Origin of the sequence: Mycolicibacterium tokaiense (assembly GCF_010725885.1) — a bacterium.
In the GTDB taxonomy this organism is placed as follows: Bacteria; Actinomycetota; Actinomycetes; order Mycobacteriales; family Mycobacteriaceae; genus Mycobacterium; species Mycobacterium tokaiense.
This window is the reverse complement of record NZ_AP022600.1, coordinates 1,767,267-1,787,964: the sequence shown is the minus strand read 5'-3', so window position 1 is coordinate 1,787,964 and position 20,698 is coordinate 1,767,267. Positions and strand designations below refer to the sequence as shown.

General features: G+C 68.6%; 19 protein-coding genes and 1 tRNA gene. 12 read left to right on the top strand and 8 right to left on the bottom strand.

Annotation, left to right across the window (positions count from 1 at the left end; all coding sequences use genetic code 11):
• Positions 1 to 18: 18 nt before the first annotated feature.
• The gene (locus G6N58_RS08575) at positions 19 to 630 is read right to left on the bottom strand and encodes an IMPACT family protein (protein ID WP_115279020.1); all 612 of its coding nucleotides are present in this window, start codon (positions 628 to 630) and stop codon (positions 19 to 21) included.
• Between the two features lie 212 nt (positions 631 to 842).
• Between G6N58_RS08575 and G6N58_RS08570 the strand changes: the two genes are divergently transcribed.
• The gene (locus G6N58_RS08570; protein WP_068914354.1) at positions 843 to 1,886 is read left to right on the top strand and encodes a LacI family DNA-binding transcriptional regulator; all 1,044 of its coding nucleotides are present in this window, start codon (positions 843 to 845) and stop codon (positions 1,884 to 1,886) included.
• 78 nt (positions 1,887 to 1,964) lie between these two features.
• Positions 1,965 to 3,077, top strand: a complete 1,113-nt coding sequence (locus tag G6N58_RS08565) for a GGDEF domain-containing protein (protein ID WP_115279021.1) — start codon at positions 1,965 to 1,967, stop codon at positions 3,075 to 3,077.
• Positions 3,078 to 3,263: 186 nt separating this feature from the next.
• Here the strand turns inward: G6N58_RS08565 and G6N58_RS08560 are convergent, their stop codons facing one another.
• Positions 3,264 to 4,349, bottom strand: coding sequence for a GGDEF domain-containing protein (locus tag G6N58_RS08560; protein ID WP_115279022.1), 1,086 nt, complete (start codon positions 4,347 to 4,349; stop codon positions 3,264 to 3,266).
• Positions 4,350 to 4,523: 174 nt separating this feature from the next.
• Between G6N58_RS08560 and G6N58_RS08555 the strand changes: the two genes are divergently transcribed.
• The gene (locus G6N58_RS08555) at positions 4,524 to 5,381 is read left to right on the top strand and encodes a TIGR03621 family F420-dependent LLM class oxidoreductase (protein WP_163908017.1); all 858 of its coding nucleotides are present in this window, start codon (positions 4,524 to 4,526) and stop codon (positions 5,379 to 5,381) included.
• A 12-nt stretch (positions 5,382 to 5,393) separates the two neighbouring features.
• Here the strand turns inward: G6N58_RS08555 and G6N58_RS08550 are convergent, their stop codons facing one another.
• A complete protein-coding gene (locus G6N58_RS08550; RefSeq protein WP_147289343.1) occupies positions 5,394 to 6,263 on the bottom strand; it encodes a class I SAM-dependent methyltransferase in 870 nt (289 codons plus the stop codon).
• 373 nt (positions 6,264 to 6,636) lie between these two features.
• On the bottom strand, positions 6,637 to 6,858 hold the full coding sequence (locus tag G6N58_RS08545; RefSeq protein WP_163908015.1) for an alpha/beta fold hydrolase: 222 nt from the start codon (positions 6,856 to 6,858) through the stop codon (positions 6,637 to 6,639).
• A gap of 141 nt (positions 6,859 to 6,999) precedes the next feature.
• Here G6N58_RS08545 and G6N58_RS08540 point away from each other — a divergent pair, with 141 nt between their 5' ends.
• A complete protein-coding gene (locus tag G6N58_RS08540) occupies positions 7,000 to 7,689 on the top strand; it encodes an AzlC family ABC transporter permease (protein WP_115279025.1) in 690 nt (229 codons plus the stop codon).
• Complete coding sequence (locus G6N58_RS08535; protein WP_115279026.1) at positions 7,686 to 7,985, top strand: branched-chain amino acid transport AzlD family protein; 300 nt, start codon at positions 7,686 to 7,688, stop codon at positions 7,983 to 7,985. Before G6N58_RS08540 ends, G6N58_RS08535 begins: the two co-directional genes overlap by 4 nt.
• Positions 7,986 to 8,085: 100 nt before the next feature.
• Here the strand turns inward: G6N58_RS08535 and G6N58_RS08530 are convergent, their stop codons facing one another.
• The 3 genes from G6N58_RS08530 to G6N58_RS08520 all read right to left on the bottom strand — a co-directional run bounded on the left by G6N58_RS08530 (position 8,086) and on the right by G6N58_RS08520 (position 10,086).
• Positions 8,086 to 8,652, bottom strand: a complete 567-nt coding sequence (locus G6N58_RS08530) for a TIGR03086 family metal-binding protein (protein ID WP_115279027.1) — start codon at positions 8,650 to 8,652, stop codon at positions 8,086 to 8,088.
• Positions 8,653 to 8,766: 114 nt separating this feature from the next.
• Positions 8,767 to 9,237 carry a DUF4262 domain-containing protein gene (locus tag G6N58_RS08525; RefSeq protein ID WP_083230457.1) on the bottom strand — a complete coding sequence of 157 codons (471 nt, stop codon included), beginning with the start codon at positions 9,235 to 9,237 and terminating at the stop codon, positions 8,767 to 8,769.
• Between the two features lie 766 nt (positions 9,238 to 10,003).
• Positions 10,004 to 10,086: transfer RNA gene (locus G6N58_RS08520), tRNA-Leu, on the bottom strand.
• Positions 10,087 to 10,296: 210 nt separating this feature from the next.
• Between G6N58_RS08520 and G6N58_RS08515 the strand changes: the two genes are divergently transcribed.
• The 7 genes from G6N58_RS08515 to pknB all read left to right on the top strand — a co-directional run bounded on the left by G6N58_RS08515 (position 10,297) and on the right by pknB (position 20,030).
• Positions 10,297 to 11,787 (top strand): FhaA domain-containing protein, encoded by a 1,491-nt coding sequence (locus G6N58_RS08515; RefSeq protein ID WP_163908616.1) that lies wholly within the window; start codon positions 10,297 to 10,299, stop codon positions 11,785 to 11,787.
• Positions 11,788 to 11,919: 132 nt separating this feature from the next.
• Positions 11,920 to 12,387 carry an FHA domain-containing protein FhaB/FipA gene (locus G6N58_RS08510; protein ID WP_115279029.1) on the top strand — a complete coding sequence of 156 codons (468 nt, stop codon included), beginning with the start codon at positions 11,920 to 11,922 and terminating at the stop codon, positions 12,385 to 12,387.
• A complete protein-coding gene (locus G6N58_RS08505) occupies positions 12,384 to 13,964 on the top strand; it encodes a PP2C family protein-serine/threonine phosphatase (protein WP_163908013.1) in 1,581 nt (526 codons plus the stop codon). Before G6N58_RS08510 ends, G6N58_RS08505 begins: the two co-directional genes overlap by 4 nt.
• On the top strand, positions 13,961 to 15,367 hold the full coding sequence (locus G6N58_RS08500; RefSeq protein WP_115279031.1) for a peptidoglycan glycosyltransferase RodA: 1,407 nt from the start codon (positions 13,961 to 13,963) through the stop codon (positions 15,365 to 15,367). The genes G6N58_RS08505 and G6N58_RS08500 overlap by 4 nt, the downstream gene beginning before the upstream one ends.
• The gene (gene pbpA, locus G6N58_RS08495) at positions 15,364 to 16,842 is read left to right on the top strand and encodes a D,D-transpeptidase PbpA (RefSeq protein WP_115279032.1); all 1,479 of its coding nucleotides are present in this window, start codon (positions 15,364 to 15,366) and stop codon (positions 16,840 to 16,842) included. The genes G6N58_RS08500 and pbpA overlap by 4 nt, the downstream gene beginning before the upstream one ends.
• Positions 16,843 to 18,147, top strand: a complete 1,305-nt coding sequence (locus tag G6N58_RS08490) for a protein kinase domain-containing protein (protein WP_115279033.1) — start codon at positions 16,843 to 16,845, stop codon at positions 18,145 to 18,147.
• Positions 18,144 to 20,030: a Stk1 family PASTA domain-containing Ser/Thr kinase gene (gene pknB / locus G6N58_RS08485; protein ID WP_115279034.1), complete on the top strand. Its 1,887-nt coding sequence runs from the start codon at positions 18,144 to 18,146 to the stop codon at positions 20,028 to 20,030. The genes G6N58_RS08490 and pknB overlap by 4 nt, the downstream gene beginning before the upstream one ends.
• Here pknB and G6N58_RS08480 read toward each other — a convergent pair.
• On the bottom strand, positions 20,008 to 20,682 hold the full coding sequence (locus G6N58_RS08480; protein ID WP_115279035.1) for an aminodeoxychorismate/anthranilate synthase component II: 675 nt from the start codon (positions 20,680 to 20,682) through the stop codon (positions 20,008 to 20,010). The genes pknB and G6N58_RS08480 overlap by 23 nt on opposite strands.
• Positions 20,683 to 20,698 lie beyond the last annotated feature (16 nt).

The following is a 20,698-nucleotide window of genomic DNA, read 5'->3' as shown; positions in this document are numbered from 1 at the left end:
TCCAGTGAACCAAACCCGTCATCGCCAGGTATGGCCGAGGTGAACCAACTGCCCGCTGCCCGCGGTCAGCGCCGCCACAGCCGCCTCGAGCCGGGCGGGCCCGTCGGCGACGACGGTCAAGGCCGCCCGCTGTGCATAGGTCACGTCCGCCACCTCGAAGCCCCGGCCCCGCAACTCGGCCTCCAGCCGGCCGGCGTCGGCGTGGTCCACCTCGAGCCGGTAGCGCTCGCACCGGATCCTGGGTCGCAGCACGGCGGAATCCAGTGCCGCCGAGACGGTTCCGGCGTAGGCGCGGACCAGGCCACCGGTGCCGAGTTTGACGCCGCCGAAGTGCCGGGAGACCACGGCGGCGACGTTGACCAGCTCGCGGGCGTGCAGCACCGCCAGCATGGGTGCACCCGCCGTGCCGCCGGGTTCCCCGTCGTCGCTGCTGCGCTCGGTACGCACGTGGGCCTCGAGGATGTAGGCGAAGCAGTGGTGCCCGGCGCCGCGCTCCTGTGTGCGCGCCTCGGCGATCAGGTCCGCCACTCCCCGCTCGTCGGTCACCTGCCGCAGCCGCGCGACGAACCGTGATTTCTTGATCAGCTGCTCCGCGTGGGGCCGGTCATCCGGGTCGAGCGTGAGCGGCATACCGGGAGTGTAGGCAACCACCTCGTCACCGCCGGTGCGGCAGGCTATCCTCTCTGGAAAGCCCTTTCCGCACCCACAGGAGGCACCGTGAGCAGCACCGGACGTGTCCTTGTGGTCGGTGCCGACTCACCTGCTCCGGTCTTGCCGGAGCAACGCTGTGTCCAGTGGTTTCATTGAGCCCACATGCGCTGAGGCGGGGAAAGGTCCGTGTCATGAAAGCTGACCGTCGGGGCCAGGTCACCCTGGAGGACGTGGCCCGCCACGCCGGGGTGTCGCTGGCCACCGCGTCGCGTGCGCTCAACGGCAGCGAGCGCAAGGTGCGCGCCGACCTGCAGGAGCGGGTGCTGGCCTCGGCCGCGGTGCTGAACTACACCCCGAATGCGCAGGCTCAGGCCATGGCGCGGGGCCGCACCAACGTCATCGGGCTGATCGTGCACGACATCGCCGACCCGTACTTCGCCAGCATCGCCGCGGGCGTCATCGACACCGCCGACGCCGAAGGCCTGCTCGTCACGCTGGCCAGCACCGGCCGCTCACCGCAGCGCGAGGTCCAGCACGTGGCCAACCTGCGGGCGCAACGGGCCCAGGGCGTCATCATCGTCGGCAGTCGCGAGTTCAACACCGACCGGCGCGGGCCCCTGGGCCAGGAGATCGGGGCCTTCGAAAGCGGGGGTGGCCGCGCGGTTCTGGTGAGCCAGCACCGGCTCGACACCGACACCATCGTGGTGGAGAACCAGTCCGGTGCCCGCGATCTGGCCGGCGAACTGGTCAAACTCGGCTACCGCAGGCACGCGATCCTGACCGGCCCGCCCACCCTGCTCACCGCCTCCGACCGCGCCACCGGATACCGGCGCGGACTGACCGGCGCCAAGATCAGCGTGCCCGCCGAGTTCGTGGTGGAAGGTGACTTCACCCGCGACGGCGGCTACCGGGCTGCGGAGAGACTGCTCGACCACCTCGACGACATCGACTGCATCTTCGCCGTCAACGACGTGATGGCCGTCGGCGCCATGGCCGCCCTGCGCGATCACGGTGTCTCGGTGCCCGCCGACGTGGCCCTGGCCGGGTTCGACGACATCGCCACCCTGCGGGATCTCACCCCGGGCCTGACCACCGTCCGCATTCCGCTGACCGAGGTGGGCGTGCAGGCCCTGCGTCTGGTGCTGCAGGAACCGGGACCGCAACCGCGGATCCGACGGATCAAGACCACCGTCGTCCTGCGCGACAGCACCCCGGACCGGGCGGCCGGGCGGTAGCGCTACGGAGACCATTCGTCTCACGTCCCAGGTACCCTCGCTGTGTTCAGGTCGGCGCGGGGGGGTGAGAGGCAGTCGATGCCAGACGGGCTGCAGCGGTGGTGGCACCACCCCGACCATTACTACTGGATGACGGCGTACCTGGCCGCCCAGGGTGTTCAGACGGCGACCTGCCGGGTCGTGGCTCTGACGACCACGGTGATGGGCCTGGTGCCGTTGGTGATGCTGACCAGCCCGGTCGGGCCCCAGGATGTGCTGGGCCGCAGCGCTTCGGTGTTCATCACCGTGGGCTGTCTGATCATGGCCGGCTTCTGGCTGCGGCCCACCTGGCCCAGCCGCGGCGCTTCCACCGCCTTCGTGATCTGCTCCAGCCTGCTGATCTCGCTGACCTGCCTCACCGGCGGCGACGTGCTGGCCAACACCACCGCCGTGGCGGCGTTCGCCATCCTGGGCGCCTACATCGGGCTGTTCCACGCCGCTCGGCTGGTGGTACTGAACCTCACGATCGCGCTGCTGACGTTGATCATCACTGCCGTCCAGCTGGCCTACGACCGCGACATCGTCTTCGCCCTGGCCACTGCGGTGTTCATCGTCTTCGTCAACATCGCCGTGCCGGTGTCCTGCCAGACGCTGGTGCACATGCTCGAAGTGGACGTGCTGACCGATGACATCGACACCATCACCGGGCTGCTGAACAAGGACGCCTTCTACGTCCAGACCAGTGAACTGCTGGGTGCGCGCAACCGCGGCGACGATCGTTATCTCGTCATCGTGGTCACCACGCTGGACCAGTTCCGCGCCCTCGGCGAGGCCAAGGGCAAGGTGGCCACCGACCGGGCCCGGGTGGCCGTCGCACAGACGCTGCGGGACGTGACGCGCCGCGGCGCGGTGGTGGCGCACGTCGGCGAGGAGGAGTTCCTGATCGCCGACGCGTTCCAGACCACCGATGTCAGCCCGCTCACCGACCGGCTCAGCGGGGCCATCGCCTCCAGCCCACCCAAGCTGACCGCCAGCATCGGGGTGGTCAGCACCCCGCTGCGCGCACTGTCCAACGCCCCCTCCTACGACGTCCTCGACGAGCTGGTGACCATCGCGACCGTGGCCATGTTCGACGCCCGCCTGGCCGGGGGCAATCAGGTGCGCTACGTCGAATGCCCGCCGCTGCGGGTGATCAACCGGCCCGACGACTGACGGGTCGACGAGGCGGCGACGATGGGGGTCCCCCCAGCGAAGCGAGGGGGCGAGCCGGGGAGTCAGGGCCCGGCAGTATGTAACTGACGGGTCGACGAGGCGGCGACGATGGGGGTCCCCCCAGCGAAGCGAGGGGGCGAGCCGGGGAGTCAGGGCCCGGCAGTATGTAGCTGACGGGATCAACCGTCATACGTGGCGGACCTGGTTGCCGCCGGATCGCTTGGCGATGTACATGGCGGCATCCGCTTTGGTGCACAGATCTTCCACGACGTCCTGGCGCACGCGGTCGCTGAGGTGATCCACCCGGCTCACCACCGCACCCACGCTGGCGGTGATGGGGAACGGTAAGGCCGCCACCGCGTCACACACCTGCTGAGCCAGCGGCGTGCGCTCCTCGGTGGCGGTCAGCTCGGCGATCATGAACTCCTCGCCGCCCACCCGGCCGGTGACCACCCGGCCGCGGGCGATCTCGGTCAGCGCCTGGCCCACCGCGATCAGGGCCTGATCGCCGACGGCATGGCCGCGGGTGTCATTGAGCAGTTTGAACCGGTCCAGGTCCACCATGATCATCACCAGGTAGCGCGGTGACACCCGGCTGCCGTAGAGCATCTCGTCGATGCGGTCGAAGAACGAGCGCCGGTTGAGCAGGCCGGTCAGCGGATCGTGGCGGGCCTGCAGCAGATCGATGCCCAGCACATGCACCACGGCCTGGACGCCGAAGGGAACTCCCGTGTTCATCAACAGGACGAACAGCAGCGCGGCCACCACCTCGGCGGCGTCCACCCCGAATCCGTGCCGGAACACCTGCAGCGCACACAGGTACACCGCCACCGCGAAGTTGTAGGCCATGAAGCCGGCGCTGTGGAAGCACGCGATGTACCCACCGGGGATGGCCAGCGCCACCACACCGACCAGGCCCACCATCGGATCCGACTGCGCCTGGATCAGCACCGCGATGCAGAGGTTGAACACCAGCAGGAAGGCGATGGATTGCCGTTTGGTGGGCCAACCCCGGATCCACAGCGCGGTGCAGCCCAGCAGGCCCACGATCGCGGTCCAGGCCAGGGCTCGCAGCCCGGTGCCCTGCACTGCGGTGGGGCTGGCCATCAGCACCGCGCCCACCACGGCCACCATCGCGGTGATGGAGGCGATGAGAGCGCGGCTGATGGTGAACATGCCGCGGTTGCGCAGGTAGCTGCTGATCCAGTTGTACGAGTCTGGTTGCCGCCACCAACGTTTCAGTGAGGTGACTATCGGAACCTCTGCAACCATGTGGTGTGTGCCCCCGCTCGCCCACGATCGGTGCTAGCAGAATACGCACAGGTCGTGCGGATCGGCGCTGGCCGCCTCAGCCCGTCACGGGACGAAAGCCCCGGCGGTGACGTTTGTTCGTGCACAAGGACGCCGTCGGGTCGACGGTGACGCGACCGGAAGATGGTGCACAACGTGACAGGCAAGCTGATCGTGGGACTGGGGTTGTTTCTGGGTCCGACTCCCATCACGGACTACATCGACGATTCCCACCGCGCTGCCGAGCTCGGCTTTGACGTGATCGAAATCGCCGATCACCTCGGAATGGTCGCACCGCTGCCCACCCTCGCGGCCATCGCGACAGCGGTGCCCGGGGTGCGGGTGACCAATCTTGTTCTCAATGCGTCGTTCTACCGCCCCCACCTGCTGGCCCGGGACATTGCGGCGGTGCACCAGCTCAGCGGGGGTCGGTTCATCACGAGTCTCGGTGCGGGTTACGCCGAGCAGGAGTTTGCGACCGCTGGGATTCCGTTCCCCTCAGCAGGCCAGCGCGTGCGCGGGGTCGCCAGGACGGCAACAGCCATCCGTGAGATCCTTGCCGACCCGGCCTTCGTCACGCAGTCCGACATACCGGCACCACCCATCCGAATTGCCGGCAGTGGGGACCGGCTCTTGGCGTCCGCGGCTCACTACGCGGACATGGTGCTGATCAATCCAGGTGTCACCGAACCCGTCCTCGCCGAGCGCATCGACTACACGCGAGCCCAGGCTGGCGGGCGCGCTGATGACATCACGTTCTGCCACTCCTTCACTGACATCGCCCTGGACGGCGCAGCGCCCGACCTCGGTCTCTTGCGCGCGGTCCGGCCGGACCTGACCGAAGAAGAGCTGCTGGCCTTACCCGCCGTGCTCACCGGTTCGCTCGACGAGGCCATCGCGAAGATCCGGCGTCTGCGCGAACTCGGGATCGACTACCTGACCTTCGACCGCGCCCCCAGCGTCGACTGGAACACCCTCGAACGTCTCATCACCGCCGTCAGGCAGGACAGTTGATGTCTCGGGAAATTACTTGGTCGCCACAGCCACATTGGCCACGAACTTCAGCGTCGCCCGTCCATCACCGAGGTCCCGGAAACCGGGCGTTGTGCGCAATTCGTCGATGACGATTCCTGTTGCCGCGTCCCAGTTCTCGATGTCAGAGGTCAGCCACCCCGATTCGGATGTGCCGCCGATGAACGACCACAACATGGTGGCGTAACGCCTCAGCTCCGGCGTGGTGACCTCCACATCGGCCTGACCGAGCACAACCCGGTTCCCGGTGAAGCCCCCACGAACGACCACGTCGTACAGGAAGTCGGGGTCCGACCACTTGTCCATGCCTTCCCGGGGCACGGGCGTACCGGCAGGTCTGGTGACGCGGGCCGCGGTCTGCACCGGCGCGAGGTTGGGAACGTAGTGCCAGGAGTTCACGACCAGCGTTCCGCCGGGCTGCAGGCACCGGTGAGCTTCCTGCACGGCGGATATGCCGTCGCCGGGCAGGACGAACACCAGGGCGTTGGCGACGGAGTGGGTGAACGTGTTGTCGGCGAACGACAAGTGCTGGGAATCCATCCGGCTGGCAGTCGCGGGCCAGCCCCGAGCCGCGATGGTGTTGCGGTAGATGGTCAATGCCGCATCGTCGACGTCGGTCCCTTCGATGGTGACCTGCGCGCCGGCACGGTCGGCGAGGCGCATGACGGCAGTGGTGGCCGCGCCGGTACCGCAGCCGTTGTCATGGACAACAGCACCGGAGGTCACGGCGGGCGCCAGCTCCAGGCTTGCCGTGGCCAGCTTCTCCATGGTGTCCCCGACCATGAGGTCGGAGAGCTCGGGGGTGGGCGCAAGCGCCTGGGGCGGCATGAACTGGTGGCTACTGCGCGAATCGTTGAAAGTCACCGGGTATACAACGTCGCCGCGGACCCAACCGTTCGCAAGGCATCAATTCCTGGAGTTTCACCCCGCGTGCTGATGACGCCCCCACGAGGAACGTCACCAGCTGAAGTGGTGCGGAGAAGAACGGGGAGTGGTCCGTGTCGAGCGCCGAGGTTCGTCGACATGGCTGCGCGGCCTGCATACGGCGTTGGGCCGATAGGGAAATGGCGTTGTCGCGTAAACATTCGACGTAATCGGGGGGAAGCCGATCGAACCGGTGGTCGCTGATCGTGACTGCAATGCTCACGGGAGTTGCTGCAACCGGTCGAAGACAGCAGAAATGCGGCGACGTAGACCAGCGCCTCGATGCGTTCGGGGCGGTGCTCGGCCACTTCGCTCATGACAATCCACCTCGGCTGTGACCGACCAGCACTACCGGATCAGGTTGTGCATCAACGATGTTGACCACGTGGTCACGCCACACCTGCAGCGACACCTCGGTGATCGGCGTCGTGTCGCGCCCCAGGGAGGGAAGGTCAACCATGACGGCGGTATGGCCGCCCGCTTCCAGTAGGGGAGCCGCTTTGTGATCGGCAGCAGTTGCCTCAGCAGAACGCACCCGGCTGCTGAAGTGTTCGACGTGGTGCCGGCGAGCGGCGCGGCTGGCCAGGGAACGGATGCGGCCCCACCGACGTTGATCCTCGGCGTGGATCGTGACCCTCTCGAGCGCACAGTCAACGGCGACGGACGAGGCGCCTGAATGCCCTCGGAGCACGCTCGGGTGCAGCGCGTCGCCGCGGTGGTGGCGCTCACCGTGGCGAGTTACGGGCTGCCCTTCGGCGCGCTTTCCGTTGCGGCTGGGCTCAATGTCTGGCAGACGTGCTTTCTGAGTCTGGTGATGTTCACCGGGGCCTCGCAATTCGCGCTGATCGGGATCATCGCGACGGGAGGCGTGGCAGCGGGTCCCAGTGCCATTGCCAACGCTGCATTGCTGGGTATGCGCAACGCGTTCTACGGAGTGACCCTCGCTCCCACCCTGGGAGTCACGGGGTGGCGGCGGTGGGTGGCCGCGCACCTCACCATCGACGAGTCCACCGCCGTGGCCGTTGCCCAGTCGACGACGGCGCTGCAGCGCCACGGGTTCTGGCTCACGGGCGGTGGAGTGTTTGTGGTGTGGAATGTCAGCTCCCTGCTGGGAGCCTTGCTGGGCGACGCCATTGGTGATGTCGAAGCCCTCGGGTTGGACGCGGCCGCGCCGGCAGCATTTCTCGGACTGCTCTGGCCGCGCCTGCGACGGCGGCAGTCGCTCGTGGTCGCCGTGGCGGCGGCGGGGTTGGCGGTTGCCGCGACTCCCTACCTCGCCGCCGGCGTCCCCGTCCTCCTGACCGTGGCGGTCGCCGTCGTCGTCGGTGTCACCAACGTGTTCGGTGAGAAGGGCCGGGCAGCGTGAACTCGTGGACCGTCGTGGTGCTCGCCTCGCTTGCCTGTGTGGCGGCCAAGGCCATCGGCTACGTCATGCCGGAGAAGGTCCTCGAATCCGGGCCCGTGCGGCGCAGCGCGGACCTCGTCCCGGCCGCGCTGCTTGCCGGACTCATCAGCACCGGCATCGCCACCGACCAGGGGCACCTCGACATCGGCCCGCCGGCCGCCGGCCTGCTGACAGCTGCGGTGCTCTTCTATTTCAAGGTGCCTTTTCTGCCCACCGTGATTGCGGCCGCGCTCGTGACCGCCGTCTTGCGCATGTAGCCGCGCGGCGCTGGTCGGCGCGGCTCGACGCGAACAAAGGTTGTCGCAGGCCGGTATTCGTCGATCCGTGCGTGGCGGGCCCTGGTCGCCCGTAGACAAACTAGGAGGCCTCGCGGCCGAGTAACGCCAGCAGCTGCACCGCGGGGTCGTCGCTGGTGCATGGAATCGGCGGGTCGATGATCCCCAACCCAGCGAACTGGCCGATGTTGTCCCGCGCGTAGCCCAAGGCGAGCTCGACCGCCTCCGGATCGAGCGACTCGTCTTGGCCGGAACCGCGAGCCAGGTCCCACTGGTGAACTGTCAAGTCGACGAGTATCTGATCCGCGTAGGTCGACAGTGGCACATCTGCGTAGGAGAGATGCACCGTCGACGAGGCCTCTGCTCCCGCCCACGCCGGGCGGGAGCGGTTCGCTGCGCGTTCCCAGGCGCTGACGGGGTCGGTGCCGACCATGTCACCGTCGTAACGGGCGCCCACCTGATCGAGAGTCTCGCCCGCCAGGACATGCGGCACCCAGAGGTGTTCGAAAACCAGGTGATTGACGAGATCGCGGACCACCCATTCGGCGCATGGTGTCGGGTCGTTCCAGCGATCACCGGGGACGGCGTGCACCAGGGACCCGAAGCGGTCCATGGCTTCGGGAATCAGAAGCAGCGCCGAGGATCGCATGCAAGCAAGCTACCTGGTTTTACAACGACCACGGATGGCCACATTCCCCTGGAACGGGCCCAGCGACGGGAGCCCGGCGGAGGCAACGTCGGGATCCGTCCACGATCGGGCGCGCTACGCCGCCTCCACCCGCCGGCCGAGCACCGGTTGATGACGCCGGCCGTGGGCCCAGCGGGGCTCCCAGGGGAAGCGGCCACGGTTGTCCGCCCACACCAGTTGCAGCGCACGGATTCTCGGGCCGTACAGGTTGACGGCCATCAGCAGGTGCACATCTGGATGATCGACGTCGACCACTTCCAGGAGAAGCTCGGCGTCGTCGTCGATGACTGTGGCAGCCTCGACAGGCTCGCCGTGGTCGACCATCAGGTGCGCGGTCTTGGTGAGCAACCGGTGTGCCACCAGCGGGGGCAGGCCGGTGACCACGAGTTCGGGTAGCCCGCGTTTGTGCAGTCCCACCGTGTAGGCCAGCGGCCGTTTGTCGTCCTCGACGCACTGCACCGCCCAGCGGTGATCGGCGATGATGCCGCGGAGGTGGTCCAGATAGTCATCGAGGGTGCTTTCGGGGTGATCGCATTGCCAGCACATGGGCGGCCTTTCTGTCCTGTCGGAAGTTGTGGTCAGCATGCGCCCGGCCACCGACAGGTTCGCGAGCCCGGAATCCCGCTGCGTCCAGGGCCGTCATCAGCGCCGGTGCGAGCTCGGCCGAATCAGGGGAGCCGAGCCGGCATGTCCGCGCGTACAGCTCTGCGGCGCGCTGACATTCGTCGGCCATCACGCCCGGGGAGTCATCGGCCTGGCCGACGATGGTCTACAGCGCGGTGAGTGTGTACAACAAGGCCGGACGCGCCATGTCCGCGGACCCGTCGTCGAGGTGGGAGTGCAGTTTGTCGATCGCCCGGAAAGCCGTCTGCGCAACCTCAGAGGACTCGCGGTGGTCGATGAACCCCTGTGCTCCAGAGTGTTCCGCACGAAATGCTCGAGCTCGACTTTCGCATCCCGTCAGGTTCCCGTCGCGATGCGCGGCGACGCGCACCATGGCCCGGGGTCGTCGATGGACAGGCCGCACCAGTCCGGTTCGACCTCGTAGACCCGTCTTGCCGCTACGGCAGCGGCGGCACCCTGCCCAGTGACCCTCAGACCCCCACATAACGGACGCAGTACTCGCCGGGACGAAACACACTGGCTCCGGCGGCGGCGAGCTGCGTCTCCCCGGAGAGCCGCATCGGGCACACCGAACCATCCTCGGGGCAAGACGCTCGCAGAGGCGGCGGGTTTCCGGGCCGGCGCTGAAAATCCCCAGCGAAAAGCACAAAGCCGCGAACTCCGAAGAGTTCGCGGCTTCCGCTCACTGTGGGCGAAGGGGGACTTGAACCCCCACGTCCCGAAGGACACTGGCACCTGAAGCCAGCGCGTCTGCCATTCCGCCACTCGCCCAAAACAACCGGGAGAGACTAGCACGCACAGCCCCTCAGATCCCAAACTGAGACCCCTGACAGCCCGCTGACCTGCCCTCTTGGCATCAGGAGAGGGCAGATGGTGCCACTGCCGCCGTTACTGCCGATACCATGCAAGAGGAATGACGCAGGGACGCGACACGTCCCTGCGCCGGATCGTGGGCGACAACGAGAACAGGTGGGCGGTGACATGGGGCTGGTGCAGCGATTCGACCGCAAGCTCGAGTCCACTGTCGGCGACGCCTTCGCCCGGGTGTTCGGCGGCTCGATCGTGCCGCAGGAAGTCGAGGGCATGCTGCGGCGCGAGGCCGCCGACGGTGTGCGTTCTCTGCAGGGTGGCCGGCTTTTGGCGCCCAACGAGTACGTCATTACGCTCAGCACCTCAGACCACCAGAAGGTGGTGGCCGACCGTGAGCTGACGGCAGACGCGTTCGCCAAGCATCTGGCCGGGTACATCAGCGATCAGGGGTGGCAAACGTATGGTGACGTGGTTGTGCGGTTCGCGGAATCGTCGCAGCTGCACACCGGTCAGGTACGGGCACGCGGGGTAGTCAACCCCGACGCCATCCCGCACGCGCCCGCCGGCCCCGCACCCCGACACCGCACCGCCGAGCCCGCCCCGTCAGAATCAGACCAGGCGTTTACCGCAGAACCAGGAGTACCAGCGATGACCGACAATCCCAGTTACCGCGGCAGTCAGGGGCAGGGGCAGTCCGGCGACGAGTACTACGACGACCGTTACGGCCGTCCCCAGGAAGGTCGCCCCCAGGAAGGCCGTCCGCAGGACGATCCCCGCGCCCAGGAGCCGGGTGGCTACCCGCCGCGCGAGCCCAACTACCCGCCGCGGCAGGGCTACCCCGAGCAGGGCGGCTACGGCGAGCAGGGCGGATACGCGCCGTCCTACGACCAGCGCCCGCCCGCCGGCTACGGCCCGCCCTCGGGTGGTTACGACCCCGGCTACGGTCGTGGCCCCGGCGGCTACGGCCAGCCGCCACAGGGCAACCCGTACGGTCCGCCCAGCGGTGACTACGGCCGGCAGCAGCCTCCCGGCCGCGGCTATGACGACTATGGCCGCGGCGGCTATCCCGACCAGGGTGGCTACCCCGACCAGGGCGGCTACGGCCAGGGCTACCCGGATCAGGGCTACGGCCGCCCGGCACCCGGCCAGGGCCCGGACTACGGCCGCGGCTACCCCGACCAGGGTGGCTACGGCGAACCGCCGCGCGGCGACTACGACTACGGCCAGAAATACGAAGGCCAGAAGTACGAAGGCCAGAACCAGGGCTACGCTCAGCCGGATTACGGCCAGCCCGGCTACGACCAACCCGGTTACGACCAGCCCGCCCAGGGCGGCTACGACTACGGCCAGGCCGGCCCGGCGGGCTACGCCGGTGGCGCCAACGTCACCCTGCAGCTCGACGACGGCAGCGGCCGCACCTACCAGTTGCGCGAAGGCGCCAACGTGGTGGGACGCGGGCAGGACGCCCAGTTCCGGCTGCCGGACACCGGGGTGTCGCGTCGCCACCTGGAGATCCGCTGGGACGGCCAGGTGGCCCTGCTCTCGGACCTGAACTCCACCAACGGCACCACCGTGAACAACGCCCCGGTGCAGGAGTGGCAGCTGGCCGACGGTGACGTCATCCGACTCGGACACTCCGAGATCGTCGTCCGGGTTCACTGAGGTCTCGCCGACACACGCGACCAACTCCCCCGGCACACCGCGGTGCGCTTCCCGCTCGTGTGGGTGGGTGCCCAAGTATCGTGACGGTGCCGGGCAGCGGGCTCGATACGGGTGCGACGGGAAGGACGTCAGATGCAGGGACTAGTGCTGCAACTGACGCGCGCCGGTTTCCTGCTGCTGTTGTGGCTGTTCATCTGGTCGGTACTGCGCATCCTGCGTAACGACATCTACGCCCCCACCGGGGCGGTGATGGTGCGCAGGGGCATGGCGTTCCGGGGCGCGCTGCTGCCGTCGCGGCAGCGTCGCACCACCCCCCGCTACCTGGTGGTCACCGAGGGCGCGCTGGCCGGCACCCGGATCACCCTGGGCACCCAACCTGTGCTGATCGGCCGCGCCGATGACTCCACGCTCGTACTCACCGACGATTACGCCTCGACGCGCCATGCGCGACTGTCCCAGCGAGGCTCGGAATGGTACGTCGAGGATCTAGGATCGACCAACGGTACATACCTCGACAGGGCAAAGGTGACGACGGCGGTACGAGTTCCGATGGCAACGCCGGTGCGAATCGGCAAGACGACGATCGAGCTGCGCCCGTGACGTTGGTTCTGCGCTACGCCGCCCGCAGCGACCGCGGCCTCGTTCGCGCCAACAACGAGGACTCGGTGTACGCCGGGGCGCGGCTGTTGGCCCTGGCCGACGGCATGGGCGGGCACGCCGCCGGTGAGGTGGCCTCCCAGCTGGTGATTGCCGCGCTGGCCCACCTGGATGACGACGAGCCCGGCGGCGACCTGCTGAGCAAACTCGAGTCCGCGGTCCACGACGGCAACGCCGCCATTGCCGCCCATGTCGAGATGGAACCCGAGCTCGAGGGCATGGGAACCACGCTGACGGCAATCCTGTTCGCCGGCAATCGACTTGGCCTGGTGCACATCGGCGACTCCCGCGGTTACCTGCTGCGCGACGGTGAGCTCACCCAGATCACCAAGGACGACACCTTCGTCCAGACCCTGGTGGACGAGGGTCGCATCACCGCCGAGGAGGCACACAGTCACCCGCAGCGCTCCCTGATCATGCGCGCGCTCACCGGCCACGAGGTGGAGCCCACGCTGATCATGCGCGAGGCCCGCACCGGCGACCGCTACCTGCTGTGCTCCGACGGCCTGTCCGATCCGGTGAGCTTCGAGACCATTGCCGAAGCGCTGCAGATCGAGGACGTGACCGCCAGCGCCGACCGGCTGATCGAACTCGCGCTGCGCGGCGGCGGACCCGACAACGTCACCGTCGTGGTGGCCGACGTGGTCGACTACGACTACGGCCAGACCCAGCCCATCCTGGCCGGCGCAGTGTCCGGCCAGGACGACGACGGCCCGGCGCCCAACACCGCGGCCGGCCGGGCCGCGGCCTTCAACCCCAAACGCGCTGCGGCCGCCAAACGTGTTGTCCCGCAACCGGAGCCGCCTTCCAAAAGACCCCGATCACGGCGCAGACTGATCCTCGCCATCACCGTGATCGCGCTGCTGGTGCTGGCCGGGTTGGTGGTCACCCGCCAGATCATCCGCAGTAACTACTACGTGGCCGAATACGACGGCACCGTGTCGGTGATGCGGGGCATCCAGAGTTCGTTCCTGGGCATCCCGCTGCAAGAACCGCACCTGCTCGGCTGCCTCAACGACCGCAACGAGCTGTCCCAGATCAGCTACGGGCAGGCCGGCGACAATCTCAACTGCCGACTCATGCAGCTGCAGGACCTGCGCCCGTCCGAGCGCACCCAAGTGGCCGCGGGCCTGCCCGGCGGATCGCTCGACGAGGCCATCGACCAGCTGCGTGAACGGGCCCGTAGCTCGCTGCTGCCGCCGTGCGTCGTCCCTGCCCCGCCGACGCCCACCACCACCCGCCGGCCGTCGCCGTCGCCGTCGGCAACCTTGCCCCAGAACCCCTCTGCCACACCGGGAATCGGGCCGTCGCCCTCGCCGTCAGCCCAGCCGTCCCCGTCGGCCACGCCGGCACCCGCCACCACCACGCGGCCCGCGGCCCCGCAGGACTCCGAGCCCACCGCCTCCCCCACCGCGGCCACCCCACCCCCGCCGCCGGTCACCACCTCGCCGTCACCGACCGCCACCGCGCTGCCCACCGCGGCGCCGGAGCCGGGCGTCAACTGCCGGGCGGCGACGTGACCACCGCGCCTCAGTCGCCGGTAGCCGTCACTCCCCCACTCCCCAACCGGCGCAACGCGGAACTGTTGTTGCTGTGCTTCGCCACCGTGATCACCGCGGTGGCGCTGCTGATCGTGGAAGCCAATCAGGAACAGGGGCTGAGCCTGGACCTGATCAGCTACACCGTGGCCTACCTGGCGCTGTTCGCCGGTGCGCACCTGACCATCCGCCGATTCGCCCCCTACGCCGATCCGCTGCTGCTGCCGGTGGTGGCGCTGCTCAACGGTCTCGGTCTGGTGATGATCCACCGCCTCGACCTGGCCATCGGCGCCGCCGAGGTGTCCTCGGGTCCCAGCGCCAATCAGCAGGTGCTCTGGACGCTGGTGGGGGTGATCGGCTTCTCCCTGGTGCTCATCCTCCTCAAGGACCACCGACAGCTCTCACGCTACGGCTACGTGTGCGGCCTGGCCGGAATCATCCTGCTCATGATCCCCGCGGTGCTGCCCGCCGCCTACTCCGAGACCAACGGCGCCAAGATCTGGATCCGCTTGCCCGGCTTCTCGATTCAGCCCGCCGAGTTCTCCAAGATCCTGCTGCTGGTGTTCTTCGCCGCCGTGCTGGTGGCCAAACGCGACCTGTTCACCAGCGCCGGCAAGCACGTGCTGGGCATGGACCTGCCGCGCCCACGCGACCTGGCGCCGCTGCTGGCCGCCTGGATCGTCTCCATCGGCGTGATGGTCTTCGAGAAAGACCTGGGCACCTCACTGCTGCTGTACGCGTCGTTCCTGTTGATGGTCTACATCGCCACCGACCGGCTGTCCTGGGTGATCATCGGGCTGTCGCTGTTCGCCGCAGGAAGCATTGCGGCATACAACCTCTTCGGCCATGTCCAGGTCCGGGTGCAGAACTGGCTGGACCCGTTCGCCGACCCCGACGGCGCCGGTTACCAGATGGTGCAGTCGCTGTTCAGCTTCGCCACCGGCGGCATCTTCGGCACCGGCCTGGGCAACGGCCAGCCCGGCACCGTGCCCGCCGCCTCCACCGACTTCATCATCGCCGCGGTGGGGGAGGAGCTGGGCCTGGTGGGCCTGGCGGGTGTGCTGATGCTCTACGCCATCGTCATCATCCGCGGGCTACGCACCGCGATCGCCGTGCGCGACAGCTTCGGCAAGCTACTGGCCGCCGGGCTGGCCTGCACGCTGGGCATCCAGCTGTTCATCGTGGTCGGCGGCGTGACGAAGCTGATCCCGCTGACCGGGCTCACCACGCCGTGGATGTCCTACGGCGGGTCGTCGCTGGTGGCCAACTACCTGCTGCTGGCGCTGCTGGTGCGCATCTCGCACGCGGCGCGCCGCCCGATCATGGGGCCCGGTAACCAGCAGCCCATCGCATCCGCGGGCACCGAGGTGATCTCGAAGGTATGAACACCTCTCTGCGCCGCGTCTCGGTGACCATCATGGCGTTGATCGTCGTGCTGCTGGCCAACGCCACCCTGACGCAGGTCTTCACCGCCGACGGTCTGCGCGCCGACCCGCGCAACCAGCGGGTGCTGCTCGACGAATACTCCCGTCAGCGCGGGCAGATCTCCGCAGGCGGGCAGTTGATGGCCTACTCACAGTCCACCGACGGCCGCTACCGTTTCCTGCGGACGTACCCGAATCCCTTTGTGTATGCGCCGATCACGGGGTTCTACTCGCTGAGCTTCTCCAGCACCGGTCTGGAGCGCGCCGAGGACACCGTGCTCAACGGCTCCGACCAACGACTGTTCGGCCGCCGGCTGGCCGACTTCTTCACCGGCCGCGACCCGCGCGGCGGCAACGTCGACACCACCATCGTGCCCCGGGTCCAGCAGGCCGCCTGGGACGCCATGGAGAAGGGGTGCAACGGCGGCCCGTGCGTCGGCGCCGTCGCGGCGATCGAACCGGCCACCGGCAAGATCCTGGCACTGGTGTCGGCCCCGTCCTACGACCCGAATCAGCTGGCCACCCACGACATCACCAAGCAGAACGCCGCCTGGGAGCAGCTGCGCGACGACCCGGCCTCGCCACTGACCAACCGCGCCGTCTCCGAGCGCTACCCACCCGGATCCACCTTCAAGGTGGTGACCACCGCCGCCGCGCTGGAAAACGGCATCGACGTCGGTGACCAGTTCACCTCGGCGCCGTCGATCCCGTTGCCGGACAGCACCGTCACCCTGGAGAACTACGGCGGCAACCCCTGCGGCTCCGGACCCACGGCCACCCTGCAGGAAGCGTTCGCCCGGTCCTGCAACACGGCGTTCGTCCAGCTGGGTCTGCGGCTGGGCTCCGAGGCGCTGCGCAACACTGCCGAATCCTTCGGCCTCGACGACCCCCCGCCGACCATCCCGCTGCAGGTGGCCGAATCCACCGTCGGCCCGATCACCGACAGCGCCGCCCTGGGCATGTCGAGCATCGGTCAGAAGGACGTGGCGATGACGCCGCTGCAGAACGCCGTCGTCGCCGCCACCGTGGCCAACGGCGGCGTGACCATGACCCCGTACCTGGTGGACAGCCTGAAGGCGCCCGATCTGTCCAACATCAGCACCACCGCACCCACTGAGCAGCGGCGTGCGGTGTCTGCGCAGGTCGCGACTAAACTGACGGATTTGATGGTCGCCGCCGAGCAGAACACACAGCAGAGAGGGGCGATTTCCGGCGTGCAGATCGCATCCAAGACCGGTACCGCCGAGCACGGTACCGACCCCCGCAACACCCCGCCGCACGCGTGGTACATCGCGTTCGCGCCCGCCAAGGATCCCAAGGTGGCCGTCGCCGTGCTGGTCGAGAACGGCGGCGATCGCCTTGATGCCACCGGTGGCGCCGTGGCGGCACCCATCGGACGCGCGGTGATCGCGGCAGCATTGCAGGGAGGGTCGTAGATGAGTCCCCGCGTTGGAGTGACGCTCTCCGGCCGTTACCGCCTGCAGCGCCTGATCGCCACCGGCGGCATGGGCCAGGTCTGGGAGGCCGTCGACAGCCGGCTGGGTCGACGCGTCGCCGTGAAGGTCCTCAAGGCCGAGTACTCGTCGGACCCGGAGTTCGTCGAGCGGTTCCGCGCCGAGGCCCGCACCGTCGCGATGCTCAACCACCCCGGGATCGCCAGCGTGCACGATTACGGTGAGACCGAGATGGACGGCGAAGGCCGCACTGCCTACCTGGTGATGGAACTGGTCAACGGCGAACCGTTGAACTCGGTGATCAAACGCACGGGGCGGCTGTCGCTGCGCCACGCCCTGGACATGCTGGAGCAGACCGGTCGCGCGCTGCAGGTGGCCCACACCGCCGGGCTGGTGCACCGCGACGTCAAGCCGGGCAACATCCTGATCACGCCCACCGGGCAGGTGAAGCTCACCGACTTCGGCATCGCGAAGGCCGTCGACGCCGCCCCGGTGACGCAGACCGGCATGGTGATGGGCACCGCGCAGTACATCGCCCCCGAGCAGGCCCTGGGCCATGACGCCACCGCCGCCTCCGACGTCTACTCGTTGGGAGTCGTTGGCTACGAAGCGGTTTCGGGCAAGCGTCCGTTCACCGGTGACGGCGCCCTGACCGTGGCGATGAAGCACATCAAGGAGACCCCGGCACCGCTGCCGGCGGATCTGCCGCCCAACGTGCGCGAGCTCATCGAGATCACCTTGGTGAAGAACCCCGGCATGCGTTACCGCAGCGGCGGGCCGTTCGCCGACGCCGTGGCCGCCGTCCGCGCGGGCCGGCGTCCACCGCGTCCCAACCAGGCTCCGACCATCGGCCGCGCTGCGCCGGCGGCCATCCCCGGATCGTCGCCCCGGATCCCGGCCGGCCCGCCCACCAATGCCCGCGCGGCCGGCACCCGTGCGCGGCCCGCCTCCGGCAGCCACCGGCCGCCGCCGGCCCGGCGCACCTTCTCCAGCGGCCAGCGGGCCCTGCTGTGGGCGGCGGGTGTGCTCGGCGCGCTCGCGATCGTGATCGCGGTGCTCATCGTGGTCAACGCCCGCGAGAACAACCTGGACCAGAACGAGACGCCGCCCACGGTGACCGACACCGTGACACCCCCGCCGCCGGGGGAGCCCGACAGCACCGAACCGGCCCCCGCCACGCCGTCGAACTGGACTCCGGACGCGCAGATCGGTAATCCTGGTGAAAAGCCAGGGCAGCCCTTCCTGGTGACCGACCTGCTCTATGAGCCTCACGAGATAGTGCGATGACCACCCCTGAGCTGCTGTCCGGGCGTTACGAGCTCGGCGAGATCCTCGGCTTCGGCGGGATGTCCGAGGTGCACCTGGCCCGCGACACCCGTCTGCACCGCGATGTCGCCGTGAAGGTGCTGCGCGCCGACCTGGCCCGTGACCCCAGCTTCTACCTGCGCTTCCGCCGTGAGGCGCAGAACGCGGCCGCGCTGAACCACCCGGCCATCGTGGCGGTCTACGACACCGGCGAGGCCGAGACCGCAACTGGTCCGCTGCCGTACATCGTCATGGAGTACGTCGACGGTGTGACGTTGCGCGACATCGTGCACAACGACGGCCCGATGCCGCCCAAGCGGGCCATCGAGGTGATCGCCGACGCCTGTCAGGCACTGAACTTCAGTCACCAGCACGGCATCATCCACCGCGATGTGAAGCCGGCGAACATCATGATCTCCAAGACCGGCGCGGTGAAGGTGATGGACTTCGGCATCGCCCGCGCGCTGGCCGATTCCCACAGCGTCACCCAGACCGCCGCCGTCATCGGCACGGCCCAGTACCTGTCACCCGAGCAGGCCAAAGGCGAGTCCGTGGACGCCCGCTCCGACGTATACGCCCTGGGCTGCGTGCTCTACGAGGTGCTCACCGGTGAGCCGCCGTTTGTCGGGGACACCCCGGTGGCCGTGGCGTACCAGCACGTTCGCGAGGATCCGGTGCCGCCGTCGGCCCGCCGTTCCTCCATTCCGCCCGAGCTGGACGCCGTGGTGCTCAAGGCGCTGGCCAAGAACCCGGACAATCGCTACCAGAGCGCGGCGGAGATGCGTTCCGACCTGGTCCGCGTGCACTCCGGGCAGCCCCCGGAAGCACCCAAGGTATTCACCGACGCCGAGCGCACGTCGTTCCTGACCTCCCCGGTGGCACCCCGCGACCGCGAGGCCACCGATCAGCTGTCCCGTGCCCAGGCGCATTACGTCGAGCCGCCGCCGGAGGACCGCTCGGGTGGGTCGGTGGCCAAGTGGGTGGTGGCCGTCGCGGTGCTGGCGGTGCTGACCGTGGCGGTGACGCTGGCGATCAACTTCCTCGGGGGCGAGACACGTGCCGTCCAGGTCCCCGACGTGACCGGTCAGTCCGCCGACGACGCCATCGTGGTGCTGCAGAACGCCGGGTTCCGCACCCGGACCCAGAACCAGCCCGACTCCGAGGTCCCCCCGGACCGGGTCATCGGCACCGATCCGGCTTCCGGAGCGTCGGTGGCCGCAGGCGATGAGATCACCGTGAACATCTCCACCGGCCCCGAGCAACGGTCGGTGCCGGATGTCTCCGGGCTGTCCTACAACGACGCCCGGCAGCGGCTCAACGAGGCCGGCTTCGAGAACGTCACGCGCAGCGCGTCGGTATCCACCCCGGAGCTCAAGGACCGGGCGCTGCAGACCAACCCGCCGGCCAACCAGACCTCGGCCATCACCAACCAAATCACGGTGGTCATCGGTTCTGGACCGGGCAGCCGCGTGGTGCCCGACTGCACCGGGCTCAGCGTCGACGACTGCCGGACGGTGCTGACCCAGACCGGCTTCACCAACATCACGCCGGTGGACGTCGACAGCACCCGGCCCGCGGGCACCATCCTCGGCACCAACCCGGCCGCGGGGCAGAACGTCCCCGTCGACACGGTGGTCCAGATCCAGGTGTCACGCGGCAACCAGTTCACCATGCCGAACCTGCGGGGCCAGTTCTGGGACGACGCTCAGCCGTTGCTGCGCTCACTCGGCTGGACGGGCACCATGATCAAGCTGCCGAATGCGCAGAACAGCGGTGTGCCCACCAATGGGGTCGTGACTCAGGACCCCGCGTCCGGGGAAGCGGTCAACAACGACGCCAACATCACGCTGAGCTTCGCGCAGTAGCCGCAGCTACTGCGTCGGCCACCTCGGTCTCCAGCCGGGTGACCAGGCCCTCGTCGGGGGCCTGCCCACACACCGCGAGCCAGTTGGCCAGCATGCGGTGGCCGCCCTCGGTGAGGATGGACTCCGGGTGGAACTGCACGCCGTGGATGGGCAGCTCGGCGTGCCGCACGCCCATCACCACTCCGCTCTCGGTCCGCGCCGTCACCTCGAGCTGATCAGGCACGGTCTCGGGCAGGATGGTCAGCGAGTGGTAGCGAGTGGCCGTGAAGGGGTCCGGCAGGCCCTGGAAGACCCCCACATTGGTGTGGAACACGGTGCTGGTCTTGCCGTGCAGCAACTCAGGTGCCCGGTCCACGGTGCCGCCGAACGCCACCCCGATGGCCTGGTGACCCAGGCAGACACCGAGCAGGGGAGTGCCGGTGTCCGCGGTCGCACGGACCAGGGGAATGGAGGCGCCGGCCCGCTCCGGGGTGCCCGGGCCGGGGGACAGCAGGATGCCGTCGAAGTCGGCGGCAGCCTGGGCGATCAGGGCATCGGTGGCCAGCCGCTGGTCGTCATTGCGCCAGACCTCGGCCTCGACGCCCAGCTGGCCGAGGTACTGCACGAGGTTGAACACGAAGCTGTCGTAATTGTCGACGACGAGGACACGCACGGAAGACAGGCTACCT